This is a genomic window from Kangiella japonica, from assembly GCF_039523535.1.
In the GTDB taxonomy this organism is placed as follows: Bacteria; Pseudomonadota; Gammaproteobacteria; order Enterobacterales; family Kangiellaceae; genus Kangiella; species Kangiella japonica.
In genome coordinates this window covers 1-23,994 of record NZ_BAAAFM010000001.1, presented here as the reverse complement: position 1 = coordinate 23,994, position 23,994 = coordinate 1, and the positions used below count along the sequence as shown (strand labels likewise).

The following is a 23,994-nucleotide window of genomic DNA, read 5'->3' as shown; positions in this document are numbered from 1 at the left end:
ATGAAGTTTGATTTAAATACAACCGATGGTCAGGCTCGCCGAGGACAGTTAACCTTTGAGCGTGGCACCATTCAAACACCAGCATTCATGCCTGTTGGTACTTACGGCACTGTGAAAGGTCTGAGCCCAGAAGAATTAAAGGATTTAGGCGCCGAAATTATTTTAGGTAACACGTTCCACCTAATGCTACGTCCAGGTACGGATATTATAGAGCAGCATGGTGACTTGCATGACTTTATGCACTGGGATAAGCCAATCTTAACCGATTCAGGTGGGTTCCAAGTATTCAGCTTAGGAAAAATGCGCAAAATCAGCGAGAAAGGCGTTGAGTTCCGTTCGCCCGTTAATGGCTCGAAAGTATTTTTAGGCCCTGAAGAAGCGATGGAAGTTCAGCGCAAGCTAGGCTCAGATATTGTGATGATTTTTGACGAGTGTACGCCATATCCTGCGACAGAAGCGGAAGCGCGTGAGTCAATGGAATTATCATTGCGTTGGGCTAAACGTAGTAAAGATGCGCACGTTTCTGGTTTTAAGGATAAAGAACCGACAGCTTTATTCGGTATTGTGCAAGGGGGGATGTACCCGCACTTGCGTGAAGAGTCGCTAGCAGGGCTCACTGAGATTGGCTATGACGGCTATGCCATAGGTGGACTATCCGTTGGAGAGCCTAAAGATGAAATGCTTAAGGTGCTAGATAATTTAACCCACGAAATGCCAGCGGATAAACCTCGTTATTTAATGGGGGTTGGTAAGCCAGAAGATATCGTCGAGGCGGTTCGTCGTGGGGTTGATATGTTCGACTGTGTAATGCCAACGCGTAACGCTCGAAACGGCCACCTTTTTACTAGTAAAGGGGTTGTAAAATTACGCAACAGCCACAATAAAACATTCACTGGACCGTTAGATGATGCCTGTGACTGCTATACCTGTGAAAACTATAGCCGTGCTTATCTCCATCATCTTGATAAGTGTAACGAAATGCTTGGTGGGCGCTTAAATACTATCCATAATCTGCGTTATTATCAGAATTTAATGGATGGATTGCGTCAAGCCATCGAAAAAGGTACATTGTCGGACTTTGTAAAAGAATTCTACGAAGGGTTGGGTAAAGAAGTCCCAGCGCTTTAATCGTTTATTTTTCAGTTAGTTAATTATTAAAAATAGAGGAAACTATCGATGTTATTAGCAACAGCAGGTGGCGCAGCTCCCCAAGGTGGCGGTTTAATGAGCTTCTTGATCATGTTTGTACCACTGATTCTAATCATGTACTTCATGATGATTCGTCCACAACAGAAGAAAATGAAGCAACATAAAGAAATGATGGGCGGCCTAGAAAAAGGTGATGAAGTCATGACAACTGGCGGCATTATAGGAAAAATCAGTAAAATTAAAGAAGACTATGTTGTATTGAGCTTAGCCGAAGGCATGGAAATTAAATTCCAAAAAGCTTCAATTGCTCAAACCCTGCCTAAAGGCACTATTAAATCTATCGAAGATTAATAATTAAAGCCCAACATAACGTTGGGCTTTCTGCTACAAGAGCTTAATAAAAACACACACAGGCTAAATTTATGTTTGTCAATCAACCAAACCAACAACAATTACCGATCAATACGTATCCAAAGTGGAAGTACGTGTTGATTATCGTTGTGTTGGCGCTAGCATTTTTATATGCAGCACCAAACATTTTCGGTAAAGATCCTGCAGTTCAGATTTCTGGCTTGCGCGATACGATGGTAACGCAAAATCAACTCGACCAAATTCAAAAAGCATGGGCAGATGAGGGGATAACGCCGTTAAGCATCGATCCTGCAACTATTGGTGAGCAGGGCGCGAATAAAGTTATTGCACGTTTCTCTAAGCCAGCCGAGCAATTAAAAGCTCGTCAGTTAGCTAATGATGTTTTGAATCCAACTTTAGAAAATCAAAACTATGTGACGGCATTAAACCTTGCACCTTCGACACCGAGATGGCTCGCGAACTTGGGTGGCGAGCCAATGAAGCTAGGTTTGGATTTAAGGGGTGGTATCCACTTTTTAATGCAGGTTGATATGGATCAAGCCTTGAAGCGCCAGCAAGATCAGTTACGTCGTGATTTCATCGATACGCTTACTGAGCAAAGCCCCTCAATTCGTGGTCGTGTTGAGCCTATTGAAAACGGTATGCTGTTAAGCTTCCGAAATCAAGAAGACGCAGAGCGTGCTTATGAAGCCTTGTTTAAAGCACACGCTGATCGTATTGATCTGCAGCTTTCTGAAAAAGGTGGTCGTCCGATTATTCGCGGTACTTTGAATAAGCAGAAGCTACAAGAAATCAAAGATCATGCGATTGACCAAAACCGCGTGATATTAAGCTCTCGTGTGAACTCATTAGGTGTCGCTGAGCCATTGATTCAGCGCCAAGGTTCTGATCGCATTGTAGTGCAACTGCCTGGCGTTCAAGATTCGGCTTTAGCAAAACAAATTCTTGGTGCAACAGCGAGCTTAGAGTTCCGCTTAGTGAATGAAGAAGCTGACGTTGTTAGTGCTCAAAATGGTCGAATTCCTGCTGGTAATAAACTTTTCGACACTGAGTATGGACCTATATTGGTTTATGACGAAGTTGAAGTTTCCGGTGACCATCTTACGAACGCTACTGCAACTTATGACCCTCAAACGAACGAACCAATCGTATCGGTGCGTTTAGACGGTGAGGGTGGCTCTAAGATGACACGCACCACAGCGGCAAACGTTAATAAAAGATTGGCAATGATTTTGAAAGAATCTCGTCCGATTTTCGATATCGTAGATGGTAAGCGCGTTTTAGTCGGTTCAGAATTAGAAGAACGTGTGATTAGCGCACCAAACATTAATGGTACTTTTGGTAGCCGCTTCACCATTACTGGTCGATTCACTGAGCCTGAAACCCGTGACTTGGCCCGTAAGCTTCGTTCAGGTGCCTTAATTGCTCCAACCTTCATTGTTGAAGAAAGAACCATTGGTGCAACTTTAGGTGAAGAGAATATTCAGAAGGGTGTTACGTCTGTCATCATCGGCTTCTCGTTAGTTCTAGCGTTCATGTTGGTTTACTACAAGTTGTTTGGCTTGGTGGCGAATGTGGCTTTGAGTCTGAACCTAGTGATGATTGTCTGCGTTATGTCATTGATGGGTGCTACGTTAACGCTTCCAGGTATTGCAGGTATCGTATTAACAGTAGGTATGGCTGTTGATGCCAACGTGCTTATTTTCGAGCGGATTCGAGAAGAGCTTCGGGCAGGAGCTAGACCGGCTCAAGCTATTGATAAAGGCTATGGTCACGCGCTTTCAACCATTGCCGATGCGAATATTACGACTGCGATTGCTGCAATCATTCTATTTGCGATTGGTACTGGCCCTGTTAAAGGTTTCGCGATTACCTTATTCATCGGTATTTTGACATCAATGTTTACGGCAATCTTTGTAAGTCGTGGTATCGTCAACCTGATGTACGGTGGCAGAACCGTTAAAAAGTTATCAATATAGGTAGAGGTAGATTATGCGAATTTTAAATAAAGAGACCAATATTGATTTCTTAAAGCTACGTAAGTTTGCGTTAGCCTTATCTATATTATTAATGATTGGTTCACTGACATCATTTTTCACTAAAGGTCTAAACTACGGTTTGGACTTCACTGGTGGTACTTTGATTGAAGTCGGCTACGAGCAGGATGCTGACATCCCAAAGATCCATGAGCAACTAGACGGCATTGGTATTGAAGGAGCGATCGTACAAAACTTTGGTTCGGCCAGCGTTGTTCAAATTAGAATGCCTCAGCAAGATCATATCGAGAACGCTGTTGTTGGTGATGAAGTGCTTGCAGCGCTCCGCGCGGATGGCCTAACTGTGATTAAACGAGATCAGTCGTTTGTTGGTCCGGTTATCGGTGAAGAACTAAAAGAAATGGGTGGCTTAGCGATGCTAGTTGCCCTGATCTGTATCATGATATACGTTGCCCTACGTTTCGAGTGGAAGTTCTCGGTCGGCTCGGTAATTGCATTGGCGCACGACGTTATTTTGATTATCGGCTTCTTCTCAATCACTGAAGTTGAGTTTGATTTAACGGTGTTAGCAGCGTTGCTTGCGATTATCGGTTACTCGCTTAACGATACAATCGTTGTTTTTGACCGCATTCGTGAAAACTTCTTGAGAATGCGCAAGGGTAGTTCGGAAGAGGTGGTTAATACTTCACTAAACCAAACGCTTTCAAGAACTTTGATGACGTCGATTACCACGATGTTGGTATTATTAGCTTTGTTCTTCTACGGCGGTCAGACAATTCACTCCTTTGCAGAAGCATTGATTGTGGGTGTTCTTGTCGGTACTTATTCTTCTATCTATGTTGCGAGCCCTATGGCTCTATTGCTAGGCGTGAAGAAAGAAGACTTGATGCCACCAGAAGTGGAGAAAGAAGGCGAAGAGTTTGATACTCTCTAGTTGAGTTTGTGAGATGAAAGTTATATTGTAATTTTCGAGAAACGGCCTAGAATAAATTCTAGGCCGTTTTTTTATAGCTAAAGGAATTTCGATGGCAGACGAAGCTTCAAAAAAAGAAACCGTAGATACTAGTAGCCATGTGGCAGAGCAAATGTTTAGTGATATTAAGTCAAGCCTTCCTGACTCAGTCGTACCAATTTGGCAGAGTTTAGAGTCTAATCCATGGCTGTTGGCTGCCACAGTGATTGCTGCAGGTTTTATCATTGCAAAAATTGCACAGTATGTTTTTAAAACTGTACTAGGGAAAGTTGCTAGTAAAACCAAAGGGACCTTTGATGATCATTTGTTCGTTATTCTAGCTAAAGCGCTTTATTCTGTTATTTTTTATATTTCTTTATTGCTAGCTATTGAGGCTTTACAGTTTAGCCAATCTACCGATACCTTCCTTAAGCGCTTTGTGGTGACGCTATTAATTTTGTCGCTGATGATGAAGTTACTCAAAGTGACGCGATTAGTGCTGGAGTCTTTTTCTCAGCATAAGCATCGCTTTAAGTTGATTGAAGAGCGCACCATTCCAATCTTAGATATCACCACTAAGATTTTAATTGTTGGCGCAGGCATGTATATCTTAATCATGTCCTGGGGTGTGAACCCCGCAGCTTGGTTAGCGTCAGCGGGTATCGTTGGCATCGCGGTGGGTTTTGCGGCCAAGGATACTTTGGCCAATTTATTTGCAGGCTTTTTTATTGTCGCCGATTCGCCTTACAAGCTAGGAGATTACATCATTCTCGATTCTGGTGAACGTGGTCGAGTGACTCATGTCGGAATTCGAAGTACCCGTTTATTAACCCGCGATGATGTTGAGGTTACAATCCCTAACTCTGTGATGGGTAATGCCAAAATTGTTAATGAAAGTGGTGGCCCTTGGGAAAAAACTCGAATCAGAATCAATATTGGAGTTTCCTACGACAGTGATTTAGAGCAGGTTCATGATGTGTTGATGGAAATGGCAAAACAAAACTTGGATCTTTGTTCGAGTCCTGAGCCAAGAGTTCGATTTAGAAGCTTTGGTGAGTCAAGTATCGATCTACAGTTTATGGCTTGGATTGAAAAGCCTGAACAGAAAGGTATGATATCTCATCGGTTAGTAATGACCATTCACAAGCTCTTTAAAGAGAAGGGTATCGAGATTCCATATAGCAAACAGGATTTGTATGTTAAAGAGTGGCCAAGCAGCCCTAGCGGTTCTGATTAATCTTTCAATGTTGAGCTCTGCTGAATCTGCAGAGCTCAAGTCACCTACAGATAGCTCAAATATAGAGACTTATGAAGACTGTGGCTTAAACCAAAAAGCGCAAGACCTTGCTAAACTTATTGTTACTGATAGTGAGCAAAATCGCAGTGAATTATACTGCAATGCACTTTTAAGCGAGGTGGCACAGAACAAGGCTGAGGAGATGGCAGCTGCAGGTAAAGTGTCACACAATGGTAGCGGTGGCACGCCTAATCTTCGGCTCATTAAGGCGGGGTACCCCTTGAATCTTCCGGCAGAAGCAGAAGGTGAAAACCATGTAGAAGCAATATTAGGGGGCTACTCTGACCCAGAAGAAGTAATCGATATGTTTAGAAACTCCTATTATCATCGAATCCATTTGTTTGCCGAGGATCCGTTCTTTTTAGAGCAAAATGAAATAGGCGTTGGCTATGCCGCCAAGTGGTTTAGCCCCCACGTTGACTACTGGGTGGTTTATATCGCCAAGGGAAACCGAGAGTCTATTAATGGTGAGCCTTCTAAGAGTGAAGAAGACTCACATTAAGTAAATTTAAACCGTGGCGGGTTGTGGTTTGTTTTGAGGTTTAATAACCCTATAACAGGGGACATAGTTATCAGCATTCAGCTTCATTCGCTTCTGACTAACAAAAGCCTCCAATAAAGCATCAAGCTGATTCATGATTTTTACATCGCCACTAATGGTATAGGGACCATGCTTCGCAACTTCTTTTATACCAGCCTCTTTTACATTTCCAGACACTATCCCTGAGAATGCTTTGCGTAAGTTCGCTGCTAATAAATGAAGTGGTTGGTCGGCTTTTAAGTTAAGTTTTGCCATATTATCGTGAGTAGGAATAAACTCTTCTTGAAAGTCCCACTGAATATGCAACTGCCAGTTAAAGTGGTAGGCATCGTGCGTTTGTTTACGGTATTCGCGTACATCGACTACCCCTTGAAGAGTCGCTTTAGCAACAGCGACAGGGTCATCAATAATGATTTGATACTTTTGCTGTGCCTCGGGACCAAGAGTGTCTGCTATAAACTGATCGATACGTTCAAAGTAAGATGCTGATTCCTTAGGGCCAGTAAAAATCAAGGGGAAGGGAGTGTCCTTGTTTTTTGGGTGTAGTAGTATGCCTAAGATATATAGAATTTCCTCCGCGGTTCCAACGCCACCAGGAAAGACCACAAAGCTATGACCCAATCTAACAAATGCTTCGAGCCGCTTTTCGATGTCTGGCATGATGATCAACTCATTGACTATTGGGTTAGGGGACTCTGCAGCGATTATTCCTGGTTCGGTTAATCCGATGTATCTTCCGTTAGAAATTCGTTGCTTAGAATGGCCTATAAGAGCTCCCTTCATAGGACCTTTCATGGCTCCTATGCCACAGCCTGTGATGATATCCAGTCCACGTAAGCCAAGACGGTAACCGACTTCTTTGGTGTATTGGTACTCGAATTCAGGAATGGCGTGTCCACCCCAGCACACAACCATGTTTGGATCACAGCCAGGTCGCAATGCTTTGGCATTTCTTAAAATGTGAAAAATAGCATTGGTACAGCCGTTGCTTGAATTAAAGTCTATTCTAGAATTTGACTCTAGCTCCTGTTTTAAGAAAACAATATCCCTGAGTACGCTAAAAACCTGCTCTTTGAGGCCCTGTATCATCTTGCCATCAACGAGTGATGTTGCAGGAGCATTCTTTAATTTTAGCTTTACGCCTTTATTTAGTTGTAAAACTTCAATGTCGAAGAGTTTCAGCTGTTCTTCGTGATAACTGATTTCGTCGGTGACTTGTGTGCTTGTTAAAACTGCAAGTACACACTTTTTAAATAGCTCGTACTCACCACCTTTGGAGTGCTCACTTAAGCGAGATATTTCATCATTAGTTAAAAGCTCTAGGCCTGATTCGGCTGTAATCTCTATATCAATATGGCTCATCATTAACGTTTATCGTCTTTTCTTTTATTGTAATAACCTTAATAATTACTTTAGAGGATATCTAGAGTAGTGGCAACAATCTTAAATATTAATCATTTGTGTCACTGATTATTTTAATTATTACACTTTCTGCTTATTTCTGTACTTTGCCGCTTAATCGAAACTCGTCCTGATTTACTAACGATTATTGCTCTGTGCAATTTTTTATAGCGTTTGTGACATAAATACAAGGTACCGTTTTGGTGTGACGTAAAGCCTGTAGGCGCTATGGTAAGCCCTGGCTTATTCTGAAAGGCTGACCAGTGTGCACTTGAAAACCTTGAGTTCAGAGTTGTTTGATGCATAATTTCATTGGTCGATGCGTTAATCACTTTCAGTCGCAACCAGTTGCGGGAACATTTTTCTGTTTTGTCATCACCACAAATGGTGATAGGGGACTTTTTGGATATGGCATTACTACGAGCTGTCGTGATGATATTAGTAATTTGTAGAGTGTCAGATTCTACCTTATTCCGTTCTAAAAACTTAGATATGGAAGGCCCAGCGAACAAGCCGATAATACTAATGATTGCTAAGGTGAGCATTAGTTCTGTAATAGTAAGTCCTTTTACTATGGTCATTTCTAGTGAATACCATGAATAGAATGATGGTGTATAAACTATCTCAGTAGGCTTGGATTGTCATTGAGATATAGTCATTAACCTCTGTGGGATATCGCTGAATTTGTAATAGCAGTTATTGAATGCCAAGTTTTTTCATTTTGTAACGTATAGTTCTGAAACTGACCTTTAGGATCTTTGCCGCTTCGGTCCTGTTCCACCGCGTCTTCTCTAAGGCTTTTTCAATTTCTGCTTTTTCGATTTCTTCTAGATATTGATCTAGTGGTTTGTCACCGCGCTCTGAAATTAAGCTCTTGTTAGTGGGTGAAGAATGATTCATTGGTTTTATAAGAACTAAGTCACTTTCTTCAATGAAATTTCCAGATGCCAATGTGGTTGCTTTGAATAAGATATTCTCAAGCTCTCTATAATTATAAGGGAAGTCATGGGCTTCTAGTTTTTCAATAGCGAGTTGAGAAAGCTTTTTATCGCAGTTGATATCCTGTAAGTAAGCGTCAGCGATAGCCGGCAGTGCACCTTTTCTTTGTCGTAAACTAGGGATTGATAAATTTATTACATTAATTCTAAAGTACAAATCTTCACGAAGTAACTCATTACGGAATAAAGTGTCCAAAGGAGTATCAGTGCAAACGATTAGCCGTATATCCAGCGGAAGGGTATCAAAGCTACTGCTTTCAACAAAAGCTTTATCCTCAATGCACTGTAGAAATCGTTTCTGTAGGGGCTTTGATAATCGTTGAATATTGTTTATGACCAAAGTTCCCTGGTTCGCTTGCAAAAGAATATTGTGCTCTTCTTCTTTTGCGGCGAATAGAACTTGCTCATGAGTTTCTTCAGGATGTGCTTCTAGATCAAGAATCATGATCTTCTGTTCTGATCGAGAGCTTTGCTGATGAATAATATGAGCTAAAGCTTCTTTTTCAGTACCTGGCTCTCCTTCAATGACGACAGGGGCTTGTGAGCTTTTCACTTTTGCAATTTGGCTTAATAGGTCGGCTGCATACTTATCATTACCCGTGAGCACCTTATAAATGGTTTCTTTTTGGGCGATTTGTTCGCGCTGACTAAATTTAAAAGCATGTTTGAGTAGTTGCCTTAAATGGCTAAGATCTATCGGCTTAGATAAGAAATCAAACGCCCCCAGCTTCATAGCTTCGATAGCCTTTTCAGTGCTACTATAAGCTGTAATCACGGCTATTGGCATATTGGGGTAATTAAGACGGCAGAAGCTAACCATTTCTAGACCATCGCCATCGGGAAGCTTGAGGTCAGTTAAGCAGAAGTCATAGATGTCTTTTTTTAATGCGTCTTTCGCTTCGGTTAAATCCTTACAACTTATCACGTCAAGGTTCATCTGGATCAGCGTCATTGTGAGCAGGTGACGAATGTCTGCTTCATCATCAATAATGATAACTTTCGGCTTTCTCTCCGGCATAGACAATCCTTCTTAGCTATACGTATCAAAGCTGACTCGGAAGCAGGCGCCTCCAAAAGCAACTGGGATACAGTCTAGTCTTGCTTGGTTTGCTTCGCACAGTTCCTTAGAAATGTATAGCCCAAGTCCAGTTCCATCGTGGGCAGTGGTGTAGAAGGGCTCAAATATTTTTTCTTTTTGCTCCAAAGTAATCCCGGTGCCTTCATCAATGACATCAAGGAATAAGTCCTCGCTGACGGGGTCTTGTCCAGCCACGATGTGAAGTCGGTACTCCTTGGTATTGATATAACTAAACTTTAGGCCGTTATCAAATAAGTTTGATAGGACTTGCTTTAATTGACTTTGATCAAAGACCACCATCAGTGATTCGTCTATATCTTCAACAGAGATTGCTGCATCAAACTTAAGCCCCTGTTTATACTCATTGATAAACTGATTTATGAATCTCTGTAGTATTATCGCTTCGCGGTTTGGTGGCTTGCTTTTAGAGACCTTTTGCACGTTTTCGATTATTTCATTAATGCGTTTTGATTGGCGCTGAATGATGGTTATGAGCTCTTTATCGTCGTCAGCAAAATTTTCTTTTTCCGACAGTAGGGCAGTAGCTTGACTCACCGCGCTCAAAGGATTTTTAACTTCGTGAGCAATATTCGCGGTTAACTGTCCAAGCGAGGAGAGTTTTAATTGGTGAGCTTTCTTCATGACTTCCGAGTAGTTGTCTAATGTAATTAGAATCTTTTCACCATCGACTAAATCAATGAACTTAGGCACCAGTTGCGGACCGGTTTGAGTAGCCCTAAATGGAAGACCTTCTTCTTGAAGTTCTGCTTTCTTCTTATATGACGCTTCTTTTTTAACCGTTGTAAGCTGATAGTCCAGTTCGTCAGCCACTTGCTTTAAAGGCTTTCCTAGAGGATTCTCAGGTAAGCCTAAGCCATACCAAGCAGTTTGATTGATGTGCTGAATAATTGTTTCTTTATCAACAACTATCACGCCTCGATTCATCTTCTCAATAATCTGTCTATTCAATAGGTGCAATTGTTCGAGGCTTAAACGCTGCTCAAGAGTTTCTGCTTCATAGTGTGTCATTCTACGAGCTAGGATATTAGCCAAGACAATTACAGCCAGTATCCCTGCTATTTGTAAACTTAAATCCGAGAAGTCGCTTAAAGCAAGCCCGTCATGGCGATAATGCCTAATAATAACCACGGCACCGCAGGCTAACAAACCATAAAGTAAGCCTCCTCTGTGTCGAGTCAAAAAGATACCCACGATTGAAACTAAAGCCATCATTACGATGTATACAGCAGTGTTTTGATGACCTGAGTAGGCGAGTAAAGCTAAGAAAACAATGTCTACGAGCGGGTGCGCAATGGCCTGGATTCTGAACTGATGTTCGACGAAAGCCATGAAGATGAGTAGGCAGGATAAAATTAGATAACTGATTGCCGACGAAGTGTAGGTATCAACCTCGTACAAATTACCCTTTGCGTTAAAAATATAGGGCGTTAGCAAAAGCAGCAACGCTAATATAAGACGTATAACGGCGTAATACCGTAAAAATTCCCAACCAAAATCTATTTTTTTATTGTTATCTAACACATAAGTTCCTTTGTAACACTACTGTCAGTTACAGATTAAGTCTATCAAGGGTTCATTTCAAGTTTTCCATTTTAACACTTTGAAAAATGGCATAATTATTAGACAATGTACAGATAATTTCGATTTGAGACATAAAATGCGTATAGCACTTGCGCAAAACAACTATATTGTTGGCGATATTCACTATAATTTAAAGCTTATCAAAAAGTCGGTTCAACAAGCAGAAAAGGCCGATGCGGATATAGTCGTTTTTTCTGAGTTAGCCTTGTCTGGCTATCCGCCCGAGGACTTACTTTTACGTCAAGATTTGTATGCTTTGATTGAGCAGGCCTTGCATGAACTAAAGTCGATGCAGTCGAGCGTGGCAATGGTGGTAGGGCACCCGCGAACAGAGGGTGGCGATACCTTCAACTCTGCCAGTCTAATTTATAATGGTGACTGTTTGCTGACTTACGATAAACAGTTGTTGCCCAATTATTCCGTCTTTGACGAAAAACGTTATTTCACAGCTGCTAGCGACTGCCCAGTTATTAACTTTAAAGGCGTTAACATCAGTATTCTTATCTGCGAAGACCTATGGTTTACAGAGCCTGCAAAAGTTGCCAAGCTTGCCGGTGCGGATATTATTTTAAGCCCAAATGCTTCTCCATATTATTACGGCAAAGCTGAAGTTCGTGGTCAGGCAATGTCACGTCGTGCTGATGAAAACGATATCCCTGTGATTTACGTTAATCAAGTGGGGGCGCAAGATGAGCTGATTTTTGATGGCTGCTCAAGCGCCTATGACGCAAATGGCAAAACTGTCTTTACTGCGGCTGAAATGTCTGAAGACTTTGCTTGTGTGGATTTCGATGTTGAAAATAATCGCCTCTTGTCTTTGCAAGACAATTCCAAGCAGTTCGATGATGAAGAAGAAATCTGGCAGGCGCTAATGTTAGGCGTCAAGGACTATGTACAGAAGAACGGCTTCCCAGGAGCCTTATTAGGGCTTTCAGGCGGCATCGATTCTGCTGTTACATTAGCTGTGGCCGCGGACGCCTTGGGTGCTGATAAGGTTAATGCCGTGATGATGCCCTTCAAATACACCTCAAGCATGAGTATTGAAGATGCTAAGGCTGAAGCTGAGGCGCTAGGAGTTGAGTTTGATATTATCTCAATCGAACCTATCTACGACGCCTTTATGGCGCAGATGTCTGAGCAACTGGCGGGAACAGAACTTGATACCACCGAACAAAATATCCAAGCCCGTTGTAGAGGCACGGTGTTAATGGGGCTCTCTAATAAGTATGGCCGCATTGTATTAACCACTGGTAATAAGTCTGAAATCGCTGTGGGTTACTGCACTTTGTATGGCGATATGGCCGGTGGTTTCAATGTTTTGAAAGATGTTTCAAAAACGATGGTATATCGATTAGCAAAATACCGAAACACTATTTCTCCTGTTATACCAGAGCGTGTGATTACTCGACCGCCATCAGCTGAGCTTGCACCAGATCAGAAAGATGAAGATAATTTACCGCCTTACGATATTTTAGACGGTATTCTTGAGGCTTACGTTGAGCATGATAGGAGTATTTCTGATATCGTAGCTCTAGGTTATGATGATGAAACTGTGCGTCGTGTTATTCGCTTAGTTGATATTAATGAACATAAACGTAGACAAGCAGCGCCAGGCGTTAGAATCAGTAAAAGAGCTTTTGGCCGCGACCGTCGATACCCTATAACCTCGGGTTTTGGGCGACAGTTTAAATAGGAGTTTCGGGGAAACAACGATGAAAAAAATTGAAGCGATTATCAAACCATTCAAATTGGATGATATTAGAGAGTCGTTAACGGATTTAGGAATTACGGGTATGACGGTGACTGAAGTTAAAGGTTTTGGTCGTCAGAAAGGGCATACCGAGCTTTATCGTGGTGCTGAATACATGGTCGACTTCTTGCCTAAAGCTAAGGTTGAGGTTGTGGTCGATGATGAATTAGTCGAAAAGTGTGTTGAAACCATTATTGAAGTTGCTCGTACGGGCAAAATTGGTGATGGTAAGATTTTTGTGACTAATGTTGAGCGAGCTATTCGTATTCGTACTGGCGAGGAAAGTAGCGAAGCTATATAAATGGATATGGGAAGGTTTATATAAAAAAGCGGCTGATCAGCCGCTTTTTTTATGTTTGCTAAAAGCTAATTTTGACTGGATTAAACTGATTTACAGATCTGCAAAATTGTAATCTGGATAGTTTAATAACAAGACTTTTCTATATTGCTGCGCTAATTCAGGAAGCTCTAAAAGGTTATAGGCTTTAATCAGCATATCCAAAGCGTGTGGCACTGCTGGAGTTTGTGGGAAATTTTCAACGATATATTTAGCGCGGTTGGCTGCGGCAATATAGGTATCGCGTTCCATGTAATATTGTGCGATGTGCAATTGATTTTCCGCAAGTAGATTACGAATCTGAATCATGCGCTTACGAGCATCTGGTGAATATTTGCTTTCCGGATAAACTTCCACTAGCGCTTTAAAATTATCGAAAGCAGCTTCTAAGTTAGTGGTGTCACGGGTTTCGAGATCTGCTTGGAAAGTGTCTTTAAAGAAACCCACTTCCGATTCATAGTGCATCACGCCTTTCATGTAATAGACATAGTCTGCATTTTCATGCTGAGGGTGTTGGCGTAAAAAGCGATCCGCTAATGCCTGCCCAGCTTCATAGTCGGCTTTCTTGAAATAAGCATAAAGCAGATCCATTTTTGCCTGCTCAGATATACTGCCGAAGGGGTAGCGAGTGTCTATTTCTTCAAGCATTTGGATGGCTCGTGTATAGTTTCCTGCTCGTAAAGCCCCTTTAGCATTGTCGAATAACTGCTGTGCAGTCATCACTTCGAGCTTAGTTTCTTCTAAATCATTCTTTTTTGGAGTGCTTGAGCAACCAGCAACTGCTAATAATAGGGTGGCAAGCGATACTAAAACTATTTTTTTCATATTAATTCTTTCTGTTTATATTAAGCCTGATACAATGTGAGTCATTCTAACTGACAGCATGTCATACGCCAATCTTTTTACGCGATTTTACAATGACTACCCAATCTATCGAACTAAGACACACATTTGACGAAAAAGTTTACGGAAAACGCTTAGATTTAGCACTTTCTGAAACTTTTGAGGACTACTCACGTTCAAGAATTCAGGACTGGGTTAAGCAAGGCTTTGTTAAAGTTAATGACGAAGTCATAACGTCGAACAAACATAAAATGACTGGCTTTGAGTTGGTTGAGGTCAATGCCGAGGTCGAAGTCGCTGGCGACTGGGAGGCTGAAGCTATTGAGCTTAATATCGTCTATGAAGATGATGACTTACTGGTTGTTAATAAACCTACAGGGCTTGTAGTTCACCCTGGTGCTGGTAACCAGCAGGGAACCATGGTGAATGCTTTATTGCATCATGTTCCTGAATTACAAAATCTTCCGCGAGCAGGTATTATCCATCGCTTGGATAAAGAAACGACTGGATTGTTAGTGGTGGCCAAAACCATAGGCGCACATACTAGCCTTGTTGATCAGTTGCAAAGACGTGAATTTACCCGCGAATACGACGCTCTAGTCAATCGCGTAATGGTTTCTGGTAATTCAATTGATGCACCAATTGGTCGCCATCCGACTAAGCGTACCGCCATGGCAGTGATTCCTGATGGGCGAAGAGCTATCACTCACTTTCGAGTCGCTGAGAAATTCCTAGATCATACCCATCTTAAGCTTCGCCTAGAAACTGGTCGTACACACCAGATCCGTGTTCATATGAGCTATTTGAAGTTCCCAATTGTCGGCGATCCTCTTTATAGCGGTCGTTATAGAGTTCCAAATCGAATCACTCCTGAGCTTAAAGATATTTTAGGCAAGTTTAAGCGACAAGCGCTTCACGCCAGCCTGTTAGGTCTTAAACACCCAACCACTGGTGACTATATCGAGTGGACGGCGCCTATGCCTGCTGATATGCAAAAGTTAAGAGATGCGTTGGTAGCGAATCGTGAGCACTTTTCTAACCCAGAAGAGTAGTTATGCCGCTAAAGCTCATTCAGCCTAATTGGCCAGCGCCTGATTCAGTCAAGGCTTTTTGCACAACAAGGGAGGGGGGATGTAGCGAAGCTCCCTGGGATAGTTTGAATTTGGCTTTGCATGTTGGTGACGATTATGGGCATGTCATAAAAAACCGAGATCTTCTGGGAAAAGAAGCTAACTTGCCAAACCCTTACTGGCTAGAGCAGATTCATAGCACTAGAGTAATCAAGCATGGTGGTGGTGATATCAGGGCTGATGGGTGCTTTACTACGAAGTTCAATCAGTCTTGTATAGTAATGACTGCCGATTGCTTGCCTATTTTATTAACCGACGCAAAAGGAACTTGGGTTGCTGCGGTCCATGCTGGATGGCGTGGTCTAGCGGACGGTATTATTCAGGAAGCTGTCGCCCAATATTCTGGTACGGACGATTTATTAGCTTGGATTGGCCCCGCCATTAGCCAAGAGTTTTTTGAAGTTGGTGATGATGTTCGCGAACAGTTTACAAATAAAAACAAAAGCTTAGCTGCGTTTTTTGAAGCAAATCCCAACAATCGCTGGCAATGTGATTTATCGGGAATCGCGCAATACTTGCTGTCACAGCTCGAGTCACCGGATAGAAGTATCAACATTTATCAAAGTGGCTTATGTAGTTATAAGCAAACAAATGAATTCTTCTCCCATCGACGTAAGACTCATGAGCAGGGACTAGGTGCGGCGACCGGGCGTATGGCAAGTGCTATTTGGATTGAACATCAAGAACAATAAGAAGAGACGAGCATGCCCGAGTGGATTGAAACTAATTTAAATCTCATAGTTTGGTTATTTGTATTAGTAGCTTTACTGATTTTTGTTGGCTATTTAAGAGCGAAATCCCGAAAGTACAACCATGTTGATTGGGGTTCGAAAAGACTGAATTTTGTTGACGGACTGTGTCGTGCCTATTGCGTGAGGTTTCACAGACTTAAGTTAGAAAAGTTTGATTTACCCAAATCTGGTGGCGCCATTCTAATCTCAAACCATGTTTCAGGCGTTGATCCTCTGCTATTGATTGCTGCTTGTGATAGACCGATTCGGTTCATGATTGCCAAAGAAGAATATGAGCGATTTGGTCTTAACTGGCTCTTTAAAGGCGCTGGCTGTATCCCGGTAGATCGTACAGGTCGCGCAGACATTGCTTTTAGACAAGCTAAAAGAGCCTTGCAAAATGGCGAGATTTTAGCACTTTTTCCACATGGCAAAATTCATCTTGATGATGTTAAGCCGTATCGTGTTAAACCTGGAATTAAACGCTTAGCTGAACTATCAAAAATGCCTATCCTTGTAGCTAGAATAACCGGCGTTAAAGGGCAAGGTAGTGTATTTAAACCTTTGCTTATGAGATCTAAAACTCAAGTTTTACGTTTTCCAAATATTAGCTACGACTACTTTAAACACCCAGAAGCTCTCCAGGAACTTGGTGAATTATTGCTTGGCCATCGCGAGCAGTTATCCACTTATCCGGCCTTTGATTAATTTTTATACTTGAAATCTTGAAATAAACCCACATTTTGTAAGACATCTAGTTATTAATATTTTCTATGAGGTCAGTCCGGGGAAAATCCCATCAAATGACTGACGTCATTATGAGGTCTTACAAATGAGAATGGATAAATTTACCGGAAAATTTCAATCGGCTTTAGCTGACGCTCAATCGTTGGCGGTGGGCCGAGATCATCAATATATAGAGCCTTTACACTTGATGGTGGCCATGCTTCAGCAGCAAGGCAATAGTGTCTCCGCGATTCTTAACCAAATAGGCGTCGCACCAAGTACCATTTTACAGTCTGTGGAAGCAGAGCTTAACAAGCTACCTAAGGTGTCTGGTAATGCTGGCGAAGTCCACCTGTCATCGGATTTGGGCAAGGTACTGAATATTTGCGACAAAATCGCTCAACAACGCCAAGATCAATACATTGCCTCAGAGCTTTTCTTGTTAGCGGTACTTGAAAACAAGTCTGCCTTAGGCAAGCTTTTGAATCAGCTAGGCGTTACCAAGCAGATGGTAGAAGACGCTATTAGCAAGATTCGCGGTGGCGAGGGCGTGAATGATCCCAACGCGGAAGAAAATCGTCAGGCTTTAGAAAAGTACACTATCGATCTAACGGAGCGCGCGGAAAGTGGCAAGTTAGATCCGGTTATTGGGCGTGATGATGAAATTCGTCGTTGTATACAAGTCTTACAACGCCGCAGTAAAAACAACCCAGTCTTAATTGGTGCGCCTGGCGTGGGTAAAACCGCCATTGCCGAAGGGTTAGCGCAACGAATCATTAATTCAGAAGTTCCTGAAGGTTTGAAAGGCAAGCGAGTTCTATCATTAGACCTTGGGGCACTGGTCGCCGGTGCTAAGTTTCGCGGTGAGTTTGAGGAGCGACTAAAAGCTTTGCTTAGCGACTTGTCGAAACAAGAAGGTAAGATAATCTTGTTCATCGATGAGCTTCACACCATGGTTGGCGCGGGTAAAACCGATGGAGCTATGGACGCCAGCAACATGCTAAAGCCTGCTTTAGCCAGAGGTGAATTACACTGTGTTGGCGCTACTACCTTGGATGAGTACCGCCAGTATATTGAGAAAGATGCAGCTTTAGAGCGTCGTTTCCAAAAAGTATTGGTTGATGAACCATCTACAGAAGACACTATCGCTATTTTACGTGGCTTAAAAGAGCGCTACGAAGTCCACCATGGTGTTGAGATCACCGATCCTGCTATCGTGGCGGCAACAACGCTATCGCAACGCTATATTACCGATCGCCAGTTGCCGGATAAAGCAATCGACTTAATCGACGAAGCGGCCAGCCGTATTCGTATGGAGATTGATTCAAAGCCCGAAGCTATGGATCGACTAGAGCGCCGTTTAATACAGCTTAAAATTCAACGTGAAGCATTGAAAAAAGAAACTGACGATAGCTCGGTAAAACGCCTTAATGATTTGCAAGAGCAAATCGATTTGCTTGAAAAGGAATTTGCTGAGCTTGATGAAATCTGGAGTTCAGAGAAAGCGTCGGTGCATGGTGCGCAAAATATTAAGGCTGAATTAGACAAAGCTCGAGTTGAGCTTGAGTCTGCACAGCGCTCGGGCGATCTGACTAAAATGTCAGAACTACAATATGGCAAAATCCCTGAGTTAGAGGCGAAGCTAGCCAAAGTTTCGGAGCAGGATACGCAAGAGATGCAACTGTTGCGTAATAAAGTGACAGATGTAGAAATCGCGGAAGTTGTATCTAAGTGGACAGGTATCCCTGTGTCTAAAATGTTAGAAGGAGAACGCGAAAAACTGCTTCAGATGGAGCAGGCGTTGCACAAACGTGTGGTTGGTCAAAATGAAGCTGTTGTGGCTGTATCGAATGCTATTCGTCGCTCTAGAGCTGGCCTTGCAGATCCTAATCGCCCCAATGGCTCATTCCTATTCTTGGGCCCAACTGGTGTGGGTAAAACAGAGCTCTGTAAAACGTTAGCAACATTCTTGTTCGACACTGAAGACGCTATGGTGCGAATTGATATGTCTGAGTTTATGGAGAAGCACTCGGTTGCACGACTCATTGGTGCGCCTCCTGGTTATGTTGGTTATGAGCAGGGTGGTTATTTAACGGAGGCGGTACGTCGCAAGCCCTATTCGGTAATTTTGTTTGATGAAGTAGAAAAAGCGCACCCTGATGTGTTCAATATCCTGTTGCAGGTACTTGAGGACGGACGTTTGACCGATAGCCAAGGTCGTACCGTAGACTTTAAAAATACAGTGATTGTTATGACCTCGAACATGGGTTCTGACTTGATTCAGCAGCATAGTGCGGTGACCGCTAGCACAGATTCGTCTACAGAAAGTGCATCTACCGATGCTAAAAATTACGAAGAGATGAAAAATATGCTAATGGATGTCATTGGTAATCATTTCAGACCTGAGTTTATTAATCGGATTGATGAGATAGTGGTATTCCATCCGTTAACTAGAGAACAAATTAAAGCCATTGCATCGATACAGCTAGAGCGCTTATTACAGCGTTTAAAAGACAATGGTTTTGACGTTAACGTTACTGAAGCCTTGTTGGATAAGTTAGCAGAAGCTGGTTTCGATCCAGTCTTCGGCGCGAGACCACTAAAGCGTGCAATACAAAGCCGTATCGAGGATCCTTTATCGATGGCAATACTTTCTGGAGAGTTGCAGCCTGGCAAACCGATATCGTTAGATATTGAGGGTGATGAGTTGAAATTCACTTGATCATAAATTACTTATGTAACATCAATTTATTCAAATTATCTGCCAGCCTTTAAAACCCACTAGCAATTGTTAGTGGGTTTTTTCTGGTATAGGCGATAATTACGCCTATAATCAAAACAAGCTCACTAAAATTGTCTCCAATGAAATATCGATATTGTATATGGCTACTGATAATTTTTACTCTGCTTTATATAGGAGGCGTTTTATATTTACAGGGGGCGAAAGATGTCGTAGTAGTGCAATGGCTCAGAGCAGAGATTCCCTTTATTTATGAAGGGTTAATGACGATAGCCAACGCTAGCCCAAGTTTCTATCGGTCGGGGTGGATAGCGCATCATTTAGCCGATATTTTGTGGTCAACAAGTTTTGCAATGCTGATTTGCGGTATTTGGGTTGGTCAGCTTACACTCTTGAAATTATTGCCACTTGGAATTACCTGTGCTATTTTTTATGAAGTATTACAGCTAGTTGGCGTAGCTGGCGGAACCTTCGATGAATGGGACCTATTTTATTCTTTTTGTGCAGGGGGAGTTGCAACTGTGTTTAGTCATTGGTTGCTGCGCAGAAAGCCAAGTAAGAATGCTCAATAAGCAAAACTAAGGAAAGGCCATGAAAATTTGTGCTCTGGGGGTGTTGTCAGGAGTTTTCCTGCTTCAAGCGTGTGGAGGGCCTGTTTATCACCAACCAAAAGTGTCTCACCAAGGCATACATCCTCTTGTTGTTCAAAAGAATTCTTCTCAAAACACATCTAACAATTCAATCAAAACCGTAATAACTATAAACGGGACTGATTATACACTTCCGAAACCATGTTCTATGGCACGTAGCTTTGGCGGTGATGCTGACTCTCGTCAGTTTGGCGATGATAGCGATTCACGTCAGTTTGGTGAGGATGCCGATTCTCGTCAATTTGGTGATGATGCGGATTCACGCCAGTTTGGTGATGATGCTGATTCGCGCCAGTTTGGTGACGATGCGGATTCACGCCAGTTCGGAGATCTAGCTGATTCACGTCAATTTGGTGAAGATGCAGATTCTCGTCAGTTTGGTGATGATGCGGATTCTCGTCAGTTTGGCGATTTAGCTGATTCACGTCAGTTTGGTGATGATGCGGAGTCACGCCAATTTGGCGATGACGCTGATTCTAGGCAATTTGGTGACGACGCAGATTCCCGCCAGTTTGGAAATTTATCGAATCAGTTTAAATGTATAAAAGTACCATCAATGAATTCAGTTGTTGTAACAGGTCTCGTTGGGCATGAGGTTGTCAATGTTGTCACAGGGGATGAATTTTTAAATTACAAGCGCGTTAACAATAATATTGTGTTGAAGTATTAAACCTTGAGGATTAAGACATGAAAGTGTGGTTAAAACTAGCGATAAGTGGATTAGCGATCGCGGGGATGTTGTTATTGGCAATGGGCTCTGAGCAGCCTGCAAGATTAACAAATATTACAAGCAAGGCTCCGATTCCTATTCAGCATGGTGTATTGGAAGAAGGCCTTACAATTGTAGCTGAAGATAAATCTTTTGAACTTAAAGGAGGAGAGCGTTTCCAGTCTCCGTTTCAATCGAACTTATGGACTTATGGTTGCGATATCAATAGTATCAATGGCAAAAATGTCTTAAATAATTCGACTCAAGCTCAGCTTTGTGGCGGCAAGAAGGTACATGTTTTTTATGGCAACAACCCAGAGCCTTTATACGGCGTTTTAGTCCTTAACAGCTCTATTGCTACAGCGAAAGGACCAGCTTCTCGATCTTATATGATCAAAATGCCAAGTGATAAAATTGCTCATGCAAGAGAAGGTAATACCGCAGTAGCCTTCGAGATTATGAAGTGGGATAACAAAAGCCGTTGGTCTCACACCGGGGCGATATCGACCACTGAAAAAACAGCCTACGCTTGGATTCTTTGGGTATCAGCATATCCACTTTAAAAACGTAGAAGCAATAAAAAAGCCCTCTGTTTGAGGGCTTTTCTGTTAGTTGTCTTGTTCTAGAGCTATTTGCAATATTTACTCACATTGCTTTTTGCTGTCGCTAACTTGTCGGTTCTTTCTTTATCAGTAAGTAAGCGACGCTTACCATCTACAACTGTAAATACTCTATGGCTAGTTTCTAGAGTTTCTAGATTGTTTTTAGCGATAGTACAGTTTTTATTCGCTATTTCCTCGTTAGCTTTCTTTGCTTTTTCTATTTCTTCACTTTGTTTAGCAATTATATCGTCTTGTAAGTCAGCTTGACTGCTATTCTGATTGTTGACTCGCTCTGACTGTGAATTGTCACTAGCGCGCTGATAGATAATTTCGAACTCGGTGCCACGCGGAGGCTTAGACTGAGTATACTTAATATTCCCTTGCCCATCCTTCCACTTATATATAGGTTTGCTGGCTGACGCACTAAAGGATAAAGCTAGCGCTATGATTGACGTTAAAAGGATTGTTTTTTTGTTAACCATAATAATTCTCTTTAGTTGTTCCAAGTTAAGTTGCAGCTACAGTCTCTTCTTTTACCACTAAATTGTTGGTTTTGGCAAATTCCACCAGCTCTTGATAGAGTTTGGGGTGCTTTATTGATAACTGGTCGGAAATAATGACGGACTTGAAGCCATCTCTAATCGCAGGTCTAAGGAGGGGAGAGTAGATAATTCTTCGGTTTCTAAAAGTACACAGGTTACCGCACATTCGCTCAGCCCAGTCACTAGGACGAAATTTCTTCCCTGCTTCTGTGACGCCCATAATTATGAGTCGTTTATTTGATATTTCATCATTCATATTAATTTATTGAAATTATTTCCACTGTAGCTAGTTATGATAAGATGTAATGCATTGATTATAACGCGTTTTTAATAGGTAATACCATTTTATGAAAGTTAAGAAGTCATTAGCCAATCGCAGAGGCATCTATCTGCTCCCAAACTTGCTAACAACTGCAGGTTTGTTTGCAGGATTCTACGCAGTTGTTGCTTCGATGCAAGGGCACTTCGAAAACGCAGCGATTGCCATCTTTATCGCCATGATTATGGACGGACTCGATGGGCGTATGGCACGAATGACAAATACCCAAAGCGACTTTGGTGCCGAGTATGACTCTATGGCCGATATGGTGTCATTCGGAATTGCACCCTCTTTAGTTGTGTATAACTGGGCGCTAACAGACATAGGAAAGTTCGGCTGGCTAGCTGCCTTTGTCTATGTGGTTGGTGCCGCATTACGTTTAGCAAGGTTTAATACCCAAGTTGCGACAGCGGATAAGAACTATTTCCAAGGGTTAGCGAGTCCATCCGCCGCCGCTATTTTAGCTGGCCTAGTGTGGGTGGGTTCGAAATATCAATGGGAAGCAAAACCATGGGGATTCTATATAGCCTTGTTAACTCTGCTTGCAGGCTTACTAATGGTCAGTAACTTTAGGTACTCGAGCTTTAAGGAAGTCGATTGGAAAGGCAAAATACCATTTATAGGTGTTTTAGTTATAGTACTGGTTTTCATCTTTATTGCGATTGATCCACCGACGGTTCTGTTCGTTGGCTTTACGCTTTATGCGCTTTCTGGACCAGTAATGACACTGTGGCGTATCAAAGACATAAAAGAAGAGCGACAACGCAAAAAAGCACTGAAAAAAGAAGGTATGAGTGAACCAACTCTCGATGAAGATGACAATTAAGCTCAGAACAGGCACAAAATAGCTCAAATATTGGCCTTAAAACCATCAATCATCAAGAAAGCTGCTAGTTCTCTATTCCTATAGAATTAGTAGCTTTTATCTAAGCCATAATCAATCCTTATCTAAACTGCAGAATACGCTTAATTTTTGTACCAAATGGCGCTATACTAAGCAGTTCCCCTTGTGGAAAAATACTTTTTCATAAAAGTTTCAAAAAAGGGTTGCGGAGTGCAATTTAGTCTCTATAATGCGTTTCACTTTCGAGGCAAACACAGCAAGTACTCGCCAAGAAAGACGCTCAGGAAGAGTGGCTTTTGAAACGATGTAAAAAGTTTCAAAAAGAGTGTTGACAGGAAGTTAAGGCGCTATATAATGCGCGCCGCTCTGAACGAAAAGTTCGAGCAAGCCGCTCAGGGATTTGAGGGGTCGATAAAGCGATTTAAGGTTTTGAAAAATAAACGTTAAAAAGATTATCGAAAGCGGTTGACAGGAAGTTAGGGCGATATATAATGTGCGCCCACTTGAGTGAAGCGAGTTCTTCACCAAGACGTTCTTTAACAGATTGATAAGACAATTTGTGTGGGCACTTGTGTCAATGTTGAAATACAAACAACGATGCAGTGACCAACACCCAAAAAATTTATTCGATTGATTTATTTTTTAATAAGTTGGTGATTCATCGAGCAAAAGATTAGAGAGCTT

The 23,994-nt window shown here is 42.1% G+C and carries 23 protein-coding genes; 16 read left to right on the top strand and 7 right to left on the bottom strand.

The window, feature by feature from the left end; genetic code table 11:
• The 6 genes from tgt (at position 1) to ABD128_RS00090 (ending at position 6,269) form a co-directional block, all read left to right on the top strand.
• Positions 1-1,128 carry a tRNA guanosine(34) transglycosylase Tgt gene (gene tgt / locus ABD128_RS00115; protein WP_343985003.1) on the top strand — a complete coding sequence of 376 codons (1,128 nt, stop codon included), beginning with the start codon at positions 1-3 and terminating at the stop codon, positions 1,126-1,128.
• 48 nt (positions 1,129-1,176) lie between these two features.
• On the top strand, positions 1,177-1,500 hold the full coding sequence (gene yajC, locus ABD128_RS00110; protein WP_343985001.1) for a preprotein translocase subunit YajC: 324 nt from the start codon (positions 1,177-1,179) through the stop codon (positions 1,498-1,500).
• 71 nt (positions 1,501-1,571) lie between these two features.
• Entirely contained in the window at positions 1,572-3,500 is a 1,929-nt protein-coding gene (gene secD / locus ABD128_RS00105; protein ID WP_343984999.1) for a protein translocase subunit SecD, read from the top strand.
• Between the two features lie 13 nt (positions 3,501-3,513).
• Positions 3,514-4,452 (top strand): protein translocase subunit SecF, encoded by a 939-nt coding sequence (gene secF, locus ABD128_RS00100; RefSeq protein WP_343984997.1) that lies wholly within the window; start codon positions 3,514-3,516, stop codon positions 4,450-4,452.
• 91 nt (positions 4,453-4,543) lie between these two features.
• Complete coding sequence (locus tag ABD128_RS00095; protein ID WP_343984995.1) at positions 4,544-5,707, top strand: mechanosensitive ion channel family protein; 1,164 nt, start codon at positions 4,544-4,546, stop codon at positions 5,705-5,707.
• Positions 5,667-6,269 (top strand): CAP domain-containing protein, encoded by a 603-nt coding sequence (locus ABD128_RS00090; RefSeq protein WP_343984993.1) that lies wholly within the window; start codon positions 5,667-5,669, stop codon positions 6,267-6,269. The genes ABD128_RS00095 and ABD128_RS00090 overlap by 41 nt, the downstream gene beginning before the upstream one ends.
• 6 nt (positions 6,270-6,275) lie before the next feature.
• Here the strand turns inward: ABD128_RS00090 and ppnN are convergent, their stop codons facing one another.
• The 4 genes from ppnN to ABD128_RS00070 form a co-directional block, all read right to left on the bottom strand.
• On the bottom strand, positions 6,276-7,673 hold the full coding sequence (ppnN, locus tag ABD128_RS00085) for a nucleotide 5'-monophosphate nucleosidase PpnN (protein WP_425545664.1): 1,398 nt from the start codon (positions 7,671-7,673) through the stop codon (positions 6,276-6,278).
• 110 nt (positions 7,674-7,783) lie between these two features.
• Positions 7,784-8,290, bottom strand: a complete 507-nt coding sequence (locus ABD128_RS00080) for a GspH/FimT family pseudopilin (RefSeq protein ID WP_343984991.1) — start codon at positions 8,288-8,290, stop codon at positions 7,784-7,786.
• A 115-nt stretch (positions 8,291-8,405) separates the two neighbouring features.
• A complete protein-coding gene (locus ABD128_RS00075; RefSeq protein WP_343984989.1) occupies positions 8,406-9,725 on the bottom strand; it encodes a sigma-54-dependent transcriptional regulator in 1,320 nt (439 codons plus the stop codon).
• A gap of 12 nt (positions 9,726-9,737) precedes the next feature.
• Positions 9,738-11,327, bottom strand: a complete 1,590-nt coding sequence (locus tag ABD128_RS00070) for an ATP-binding protein (RefSeq protein ID WP_343984987.1) — start codon at positions 11,325-11,327, stop codon at positions 9,738-9,740.
• A 124-nt stretch (positions 11,328-11,451) separates the two neighbouring features.
• Between ABD128_RS00070 and ABD128_RS00065 the strand changes: the two genes are divergently transcribed.
• Both ABD128_RS00065 and ABD128_RS00060 read left to right on the top strand, forming a co-directional pair.
• On the top strand, positions 11,452-13,080 hold the full coding sequence (locus ABD128_RS00065) for an NAD+ synthase (RefSeq protein ID WP_343984985.1): 1,629 nt from the start codon (positions 11,452-11,454) through the stop codon (positions 13,078-13,080).
• Between the two features lie 19 nt (positions 13,081-13,099).
• A complete protein-coding gene (locus ABD128_RS00060; RefSeq protein ID WP_343984983.1) occupies positions 13,100-13,438 on the top strand; it encodes a P-II family nitrogen regulator in 339 nt (112 codons plus the stop codon).
• A gap of 90 nt (positions 13,439-13,528) precedes the next feature.
• On the opposite strand, the gene ABD128_RS00055 is transcribed toward ABD128_RS00060, so the two are convergent.
• A complete protein-coding gene (locus ABD128_RS00055; protein WP_343984981.1) occupies positions 13,529-14,299 on the bottom strand; it encodes an outer membrane protein assembly factor BamD in 771 nt (256 codons plus the stop codon).
• Positions 14,300-14,391: 92 nt separating this feature from the next.
• On the opposite strand from ABD128_RS00055, the gene rluD reads away from it, so the two are divergent.
• The 7 genes from rluD to ABD128_RS00020 all read left to right on the top strand — a co-directional run bounded on the left by rluD (position 14,392) and on the right by ABD128_RS00020 (position 21,566).
• Positions 14,392-15,369, top strand: a complete 978-nt coding sequence (gene rluD, locus ABD128_RS00050) for a 23S rRNA pseudouridine(1911/1915/1917) synthase RluD (RefSeq protein WP_343984979.1) — start codon at positions 14,392-14,394, stop codon at positions 15,367-15,369.
• A gap of 2 nt (positions 15,370-15,371) precedes the next feature.
• Positions 15,372-16,139: a peptidoglycan editing factor PgeF gene (pgeF, locus tag ABD128_RS00045; protein WP_343984977.1), complete on the top strand. Its 768-nt coding sequence runs from the start codon at positions 15,372-15,374 to the stop codon at positions 16,137-16,139.
• A 12-nt stretch (positions 16,140-16,151) separates the two neighbouring features.
• Positions 16,152-16,886 (top strand): lysophospholipid acyltransferase family protein, encoded by a 735-nt coding sequence (locus ABD128_RS00040; protein WP_343984975.1) that lies wholly within the window; start codon positions 16,152-16,154, stop codon positions 16,884-16,886.
• 130 nt (positions 16,887-17,016) lie between these two features.
• Positions 17,017-19,626 (top strand): ATP-dependent chaperone ClpB, encoded by a 2,610-nt coding sequence (clpB, locus tag ABD128_RS00035; protein ID WP_343986511.1) that lies wholly within the window; start codon positions 17,017-17,019, stop codon positions 19,624-19,626.
• A gap of 140 nt (positions 19,627-19,766) precedes the next feature.
• Entirely contained in the window at positions 19,767-20,216 is a 450-nt protein-coding gene (locus ABD128_RS00030; protein ID WP_343984973.1) for a hypothetical protein, read from the top strand.
• Between the two features lie 226 nt (positions 20,217-20,442).
• On the top strand, positions 20,443-20,964 hold the full coding sequence (locus ABD128_RS00025; protein ID WP_343984971.1) for a hypothetical protein: 522 nt from the start codon (positions 20,443-20,445) through the stop codon (positions 20,962-20,964).
• Positions 20,965-20,981: 17 nt separating this feature from the next.
• Positions 20,982-21,566, top strand: coding sequence for a hypothetical protein (locus ABD128_RS00020; protein ID WP_343984969.1), 585 nt, complete (start codon positions 20,982-20,984; stop codon positions 21,564-21,566).
• Positions 21,567-21,631: 65 nt separating this feature from the next.
• Here ABD128_RS00020 and ABD128_RS00015 read toward each other — a convergent pair whose 3' ends face one another.
• Positions 21,632-22,087: a DUF4124 domain-containing protein gene (locus ABD128_RS00015; protein WP_343984967.1), complete on the bottom strand. Its 456-nt coding sequence runs from the start codon at positions 22,085-22,087 to the stop codon at positions 21,632-21,634.
• Between the two features lie 25 nt (positions 22,088-22,112).
• Complete coding sequence (locus ABD128_RS00010; RefSeq protein WP_343984965.1) at positions 22,113-22,403, bottom strand: DUF3579 domain-containing protein; 291 nt, start codon at positions 22,401-22,403, stop codon at positions 22,113-22,115.
• A 91-nt stretch (positions 22,404-22,494) separates the two neighbouring features.
• Here ABD128_RS00010 and pssA point away from each other — a divergent pair, with 91 nt between their 5' ends.
• A complete protein-coding gene (gene pssA, locus ABD128_RS00005; protein WP_343984963.1) occupies positions 22,495-23,292 on the top strand; it encodes a CDP-diacylglycerol--serine O-phosphatidyltransferase in 798 nt (265 codons plus the stop codon).
• The last annotated feature ends 702 nt before the right edge of the window (positions 23,293-23,994 follow it).

What these genes read in the sequence shown, in the direction of transcription:
- tgt (WP_343985003.1), top strand. Translation starts at nt 1, where the DNA reads ATGAAGTTTGATTTAAATACAACCGATGGTCAGGCTCGCCGAGGACAG.
- yajC (WP_343985001.1), top strand. Translation starts at nt 1,177, where the DNA reads ATGTTATTAGCAACAGCAGGTGGCGCAGCTCCCCAAGGTGGCGGTTTA.
- secD (WP_343984999.1), top strand. Translation starts at nt 1,572, where the DNA reads ATGTTTGTCAATCAACCAAACCAACAACAATTACCGATCAATACGTAT.
- secF (WP_343984997.1), top strand. Translation starts at nt 3,514, where the DNA reads ATGCGAATTTTAAATAAAGAGACCAATATTGATTTCTTAAAGCTACGT.
- ABD128_RS00095 (WP_343984995.1), top strand. Translation starts at nt 4,544, where the DNA reads ATGGCAGACGAAGCTTCAAAAAAAGAAACCGTAGATACTAGTAGCCAT.
- ABD128_RS00090 (WP_343984993.1), top strand. Translation starts at nt 5,667, where the DNA reads ATGTTAAAGAGTGGCCAAGCAGCCCTAGCGGTTCTGATTAATCTTTCA.
- ppnN (WP_425545664.1), bottom strand. Translation starts at nt 7,673, where the DNA reads ATGATGAGCCATATTGATATAGAGATTACAGCCGAATCAGGCCTAGAG.
- ABD128_RS00080 (WP_343984991.1), bottom strand. Translation starts at nt 8,290, where the DNA reads ATGACCATAGTAAAAGGACTTACTATTACAGAACTAATGCTCACCTTA.
- ABD128_RS00075 (WP_343984989.1), bottom strand. Translation starts at nt 9,725, where the DNA reads ATGCCGGAGAGAAAGCCGAAAGTTATCATTATTGATGATGAAGCAGAC.
- ABD128_RS00060 (WP_343984983.1), top strand. Translation starts at nt 13,100, where the DNA reads ATGAAAAAAATTGAAGCGATTATCAAACCATTCAAATTGGATGATATT.
- ABD128_RS00055 (WP_343984981.1), bottom strand. Translation starts at nt 14,299, where the DNA reads ATGAAAAAAATAGTTTTAGTATCGCTTGCCACCCTATTATTAGCAGTT.
- rluD (WP_343984979.1), top strand. Translation starts at nt 14,392, where the DNA reads ATGACTACCCAATCTATCGAACTAAGACACACATTTGACGAAAAAGTT.
- pgeF (WP_343984977.1), top strand. Translation starts at nt 15,372, where the DNA reads ATGCCGCTAAAGCTCATTCAGCCTAATTGGCCAGCGCCTGATTCAGTC.
- ABD128_RS00040 (WP_343984975.1), top strand. Translation starts at nt 16,152, where the DNA reads ATGCCCGAGTGGATTGAAACTAATTTAAATCTCATAGTTTGGTTATTT.
- clpB (WP_343986511.1), top strand. Translation starts at nt 17,017, where the DNA reads ATGGATAAATTTACCGGAAAATTTCAATCGGCTTTAGCTGACGCTCAA.
- ABD128_RS00030 (WP_343984973.1), top strand. Translation starts at nt 19,767, where the DNA reads ATGAAATATCGATATTGTATATGGCTACTGATAATTTTTACTCTGCTT.
- ABD128_RS00025 (WP_343984971.1), top strand. Translation starts at nt 20,443, where the DNA reads ATGGCACGTAGCTTTGGCGGTGATGCTGACTCTCGTCAGTTTGGCGAT.
- ABD128_RS00020 (WP_343984969.1), top strand. Translation starts at nt 20,982, where the DNA reads ATGAAAGTGTGGTTAAAACTAGCGATAAGTGGATTAGCGATCGCGGGG.
- ABD128_RS00015 (WP_343984967.1), bottom strand. Translation starts at nt 22,087, where the DNA reads ATGGTTAACAAAAAAACAATCCTTTTAACGTCAATCATAGCGCTAGCT.
- ABD128_RS00010 (WP_343984965.1), bottom strand. Translation starts at nt 22,403, where the DNA reads ATGAATGATGAAATATCAAATAAACGACTCATAATTATGGGCGTCACA.
- pssA (WP_343984963.1), top strand. Translation starts at nt 22,495, where the DNA reads ATGAAAGTTAAGAAGTCATTAGCCAATCGCAGAGGCATCTATCTGCTC.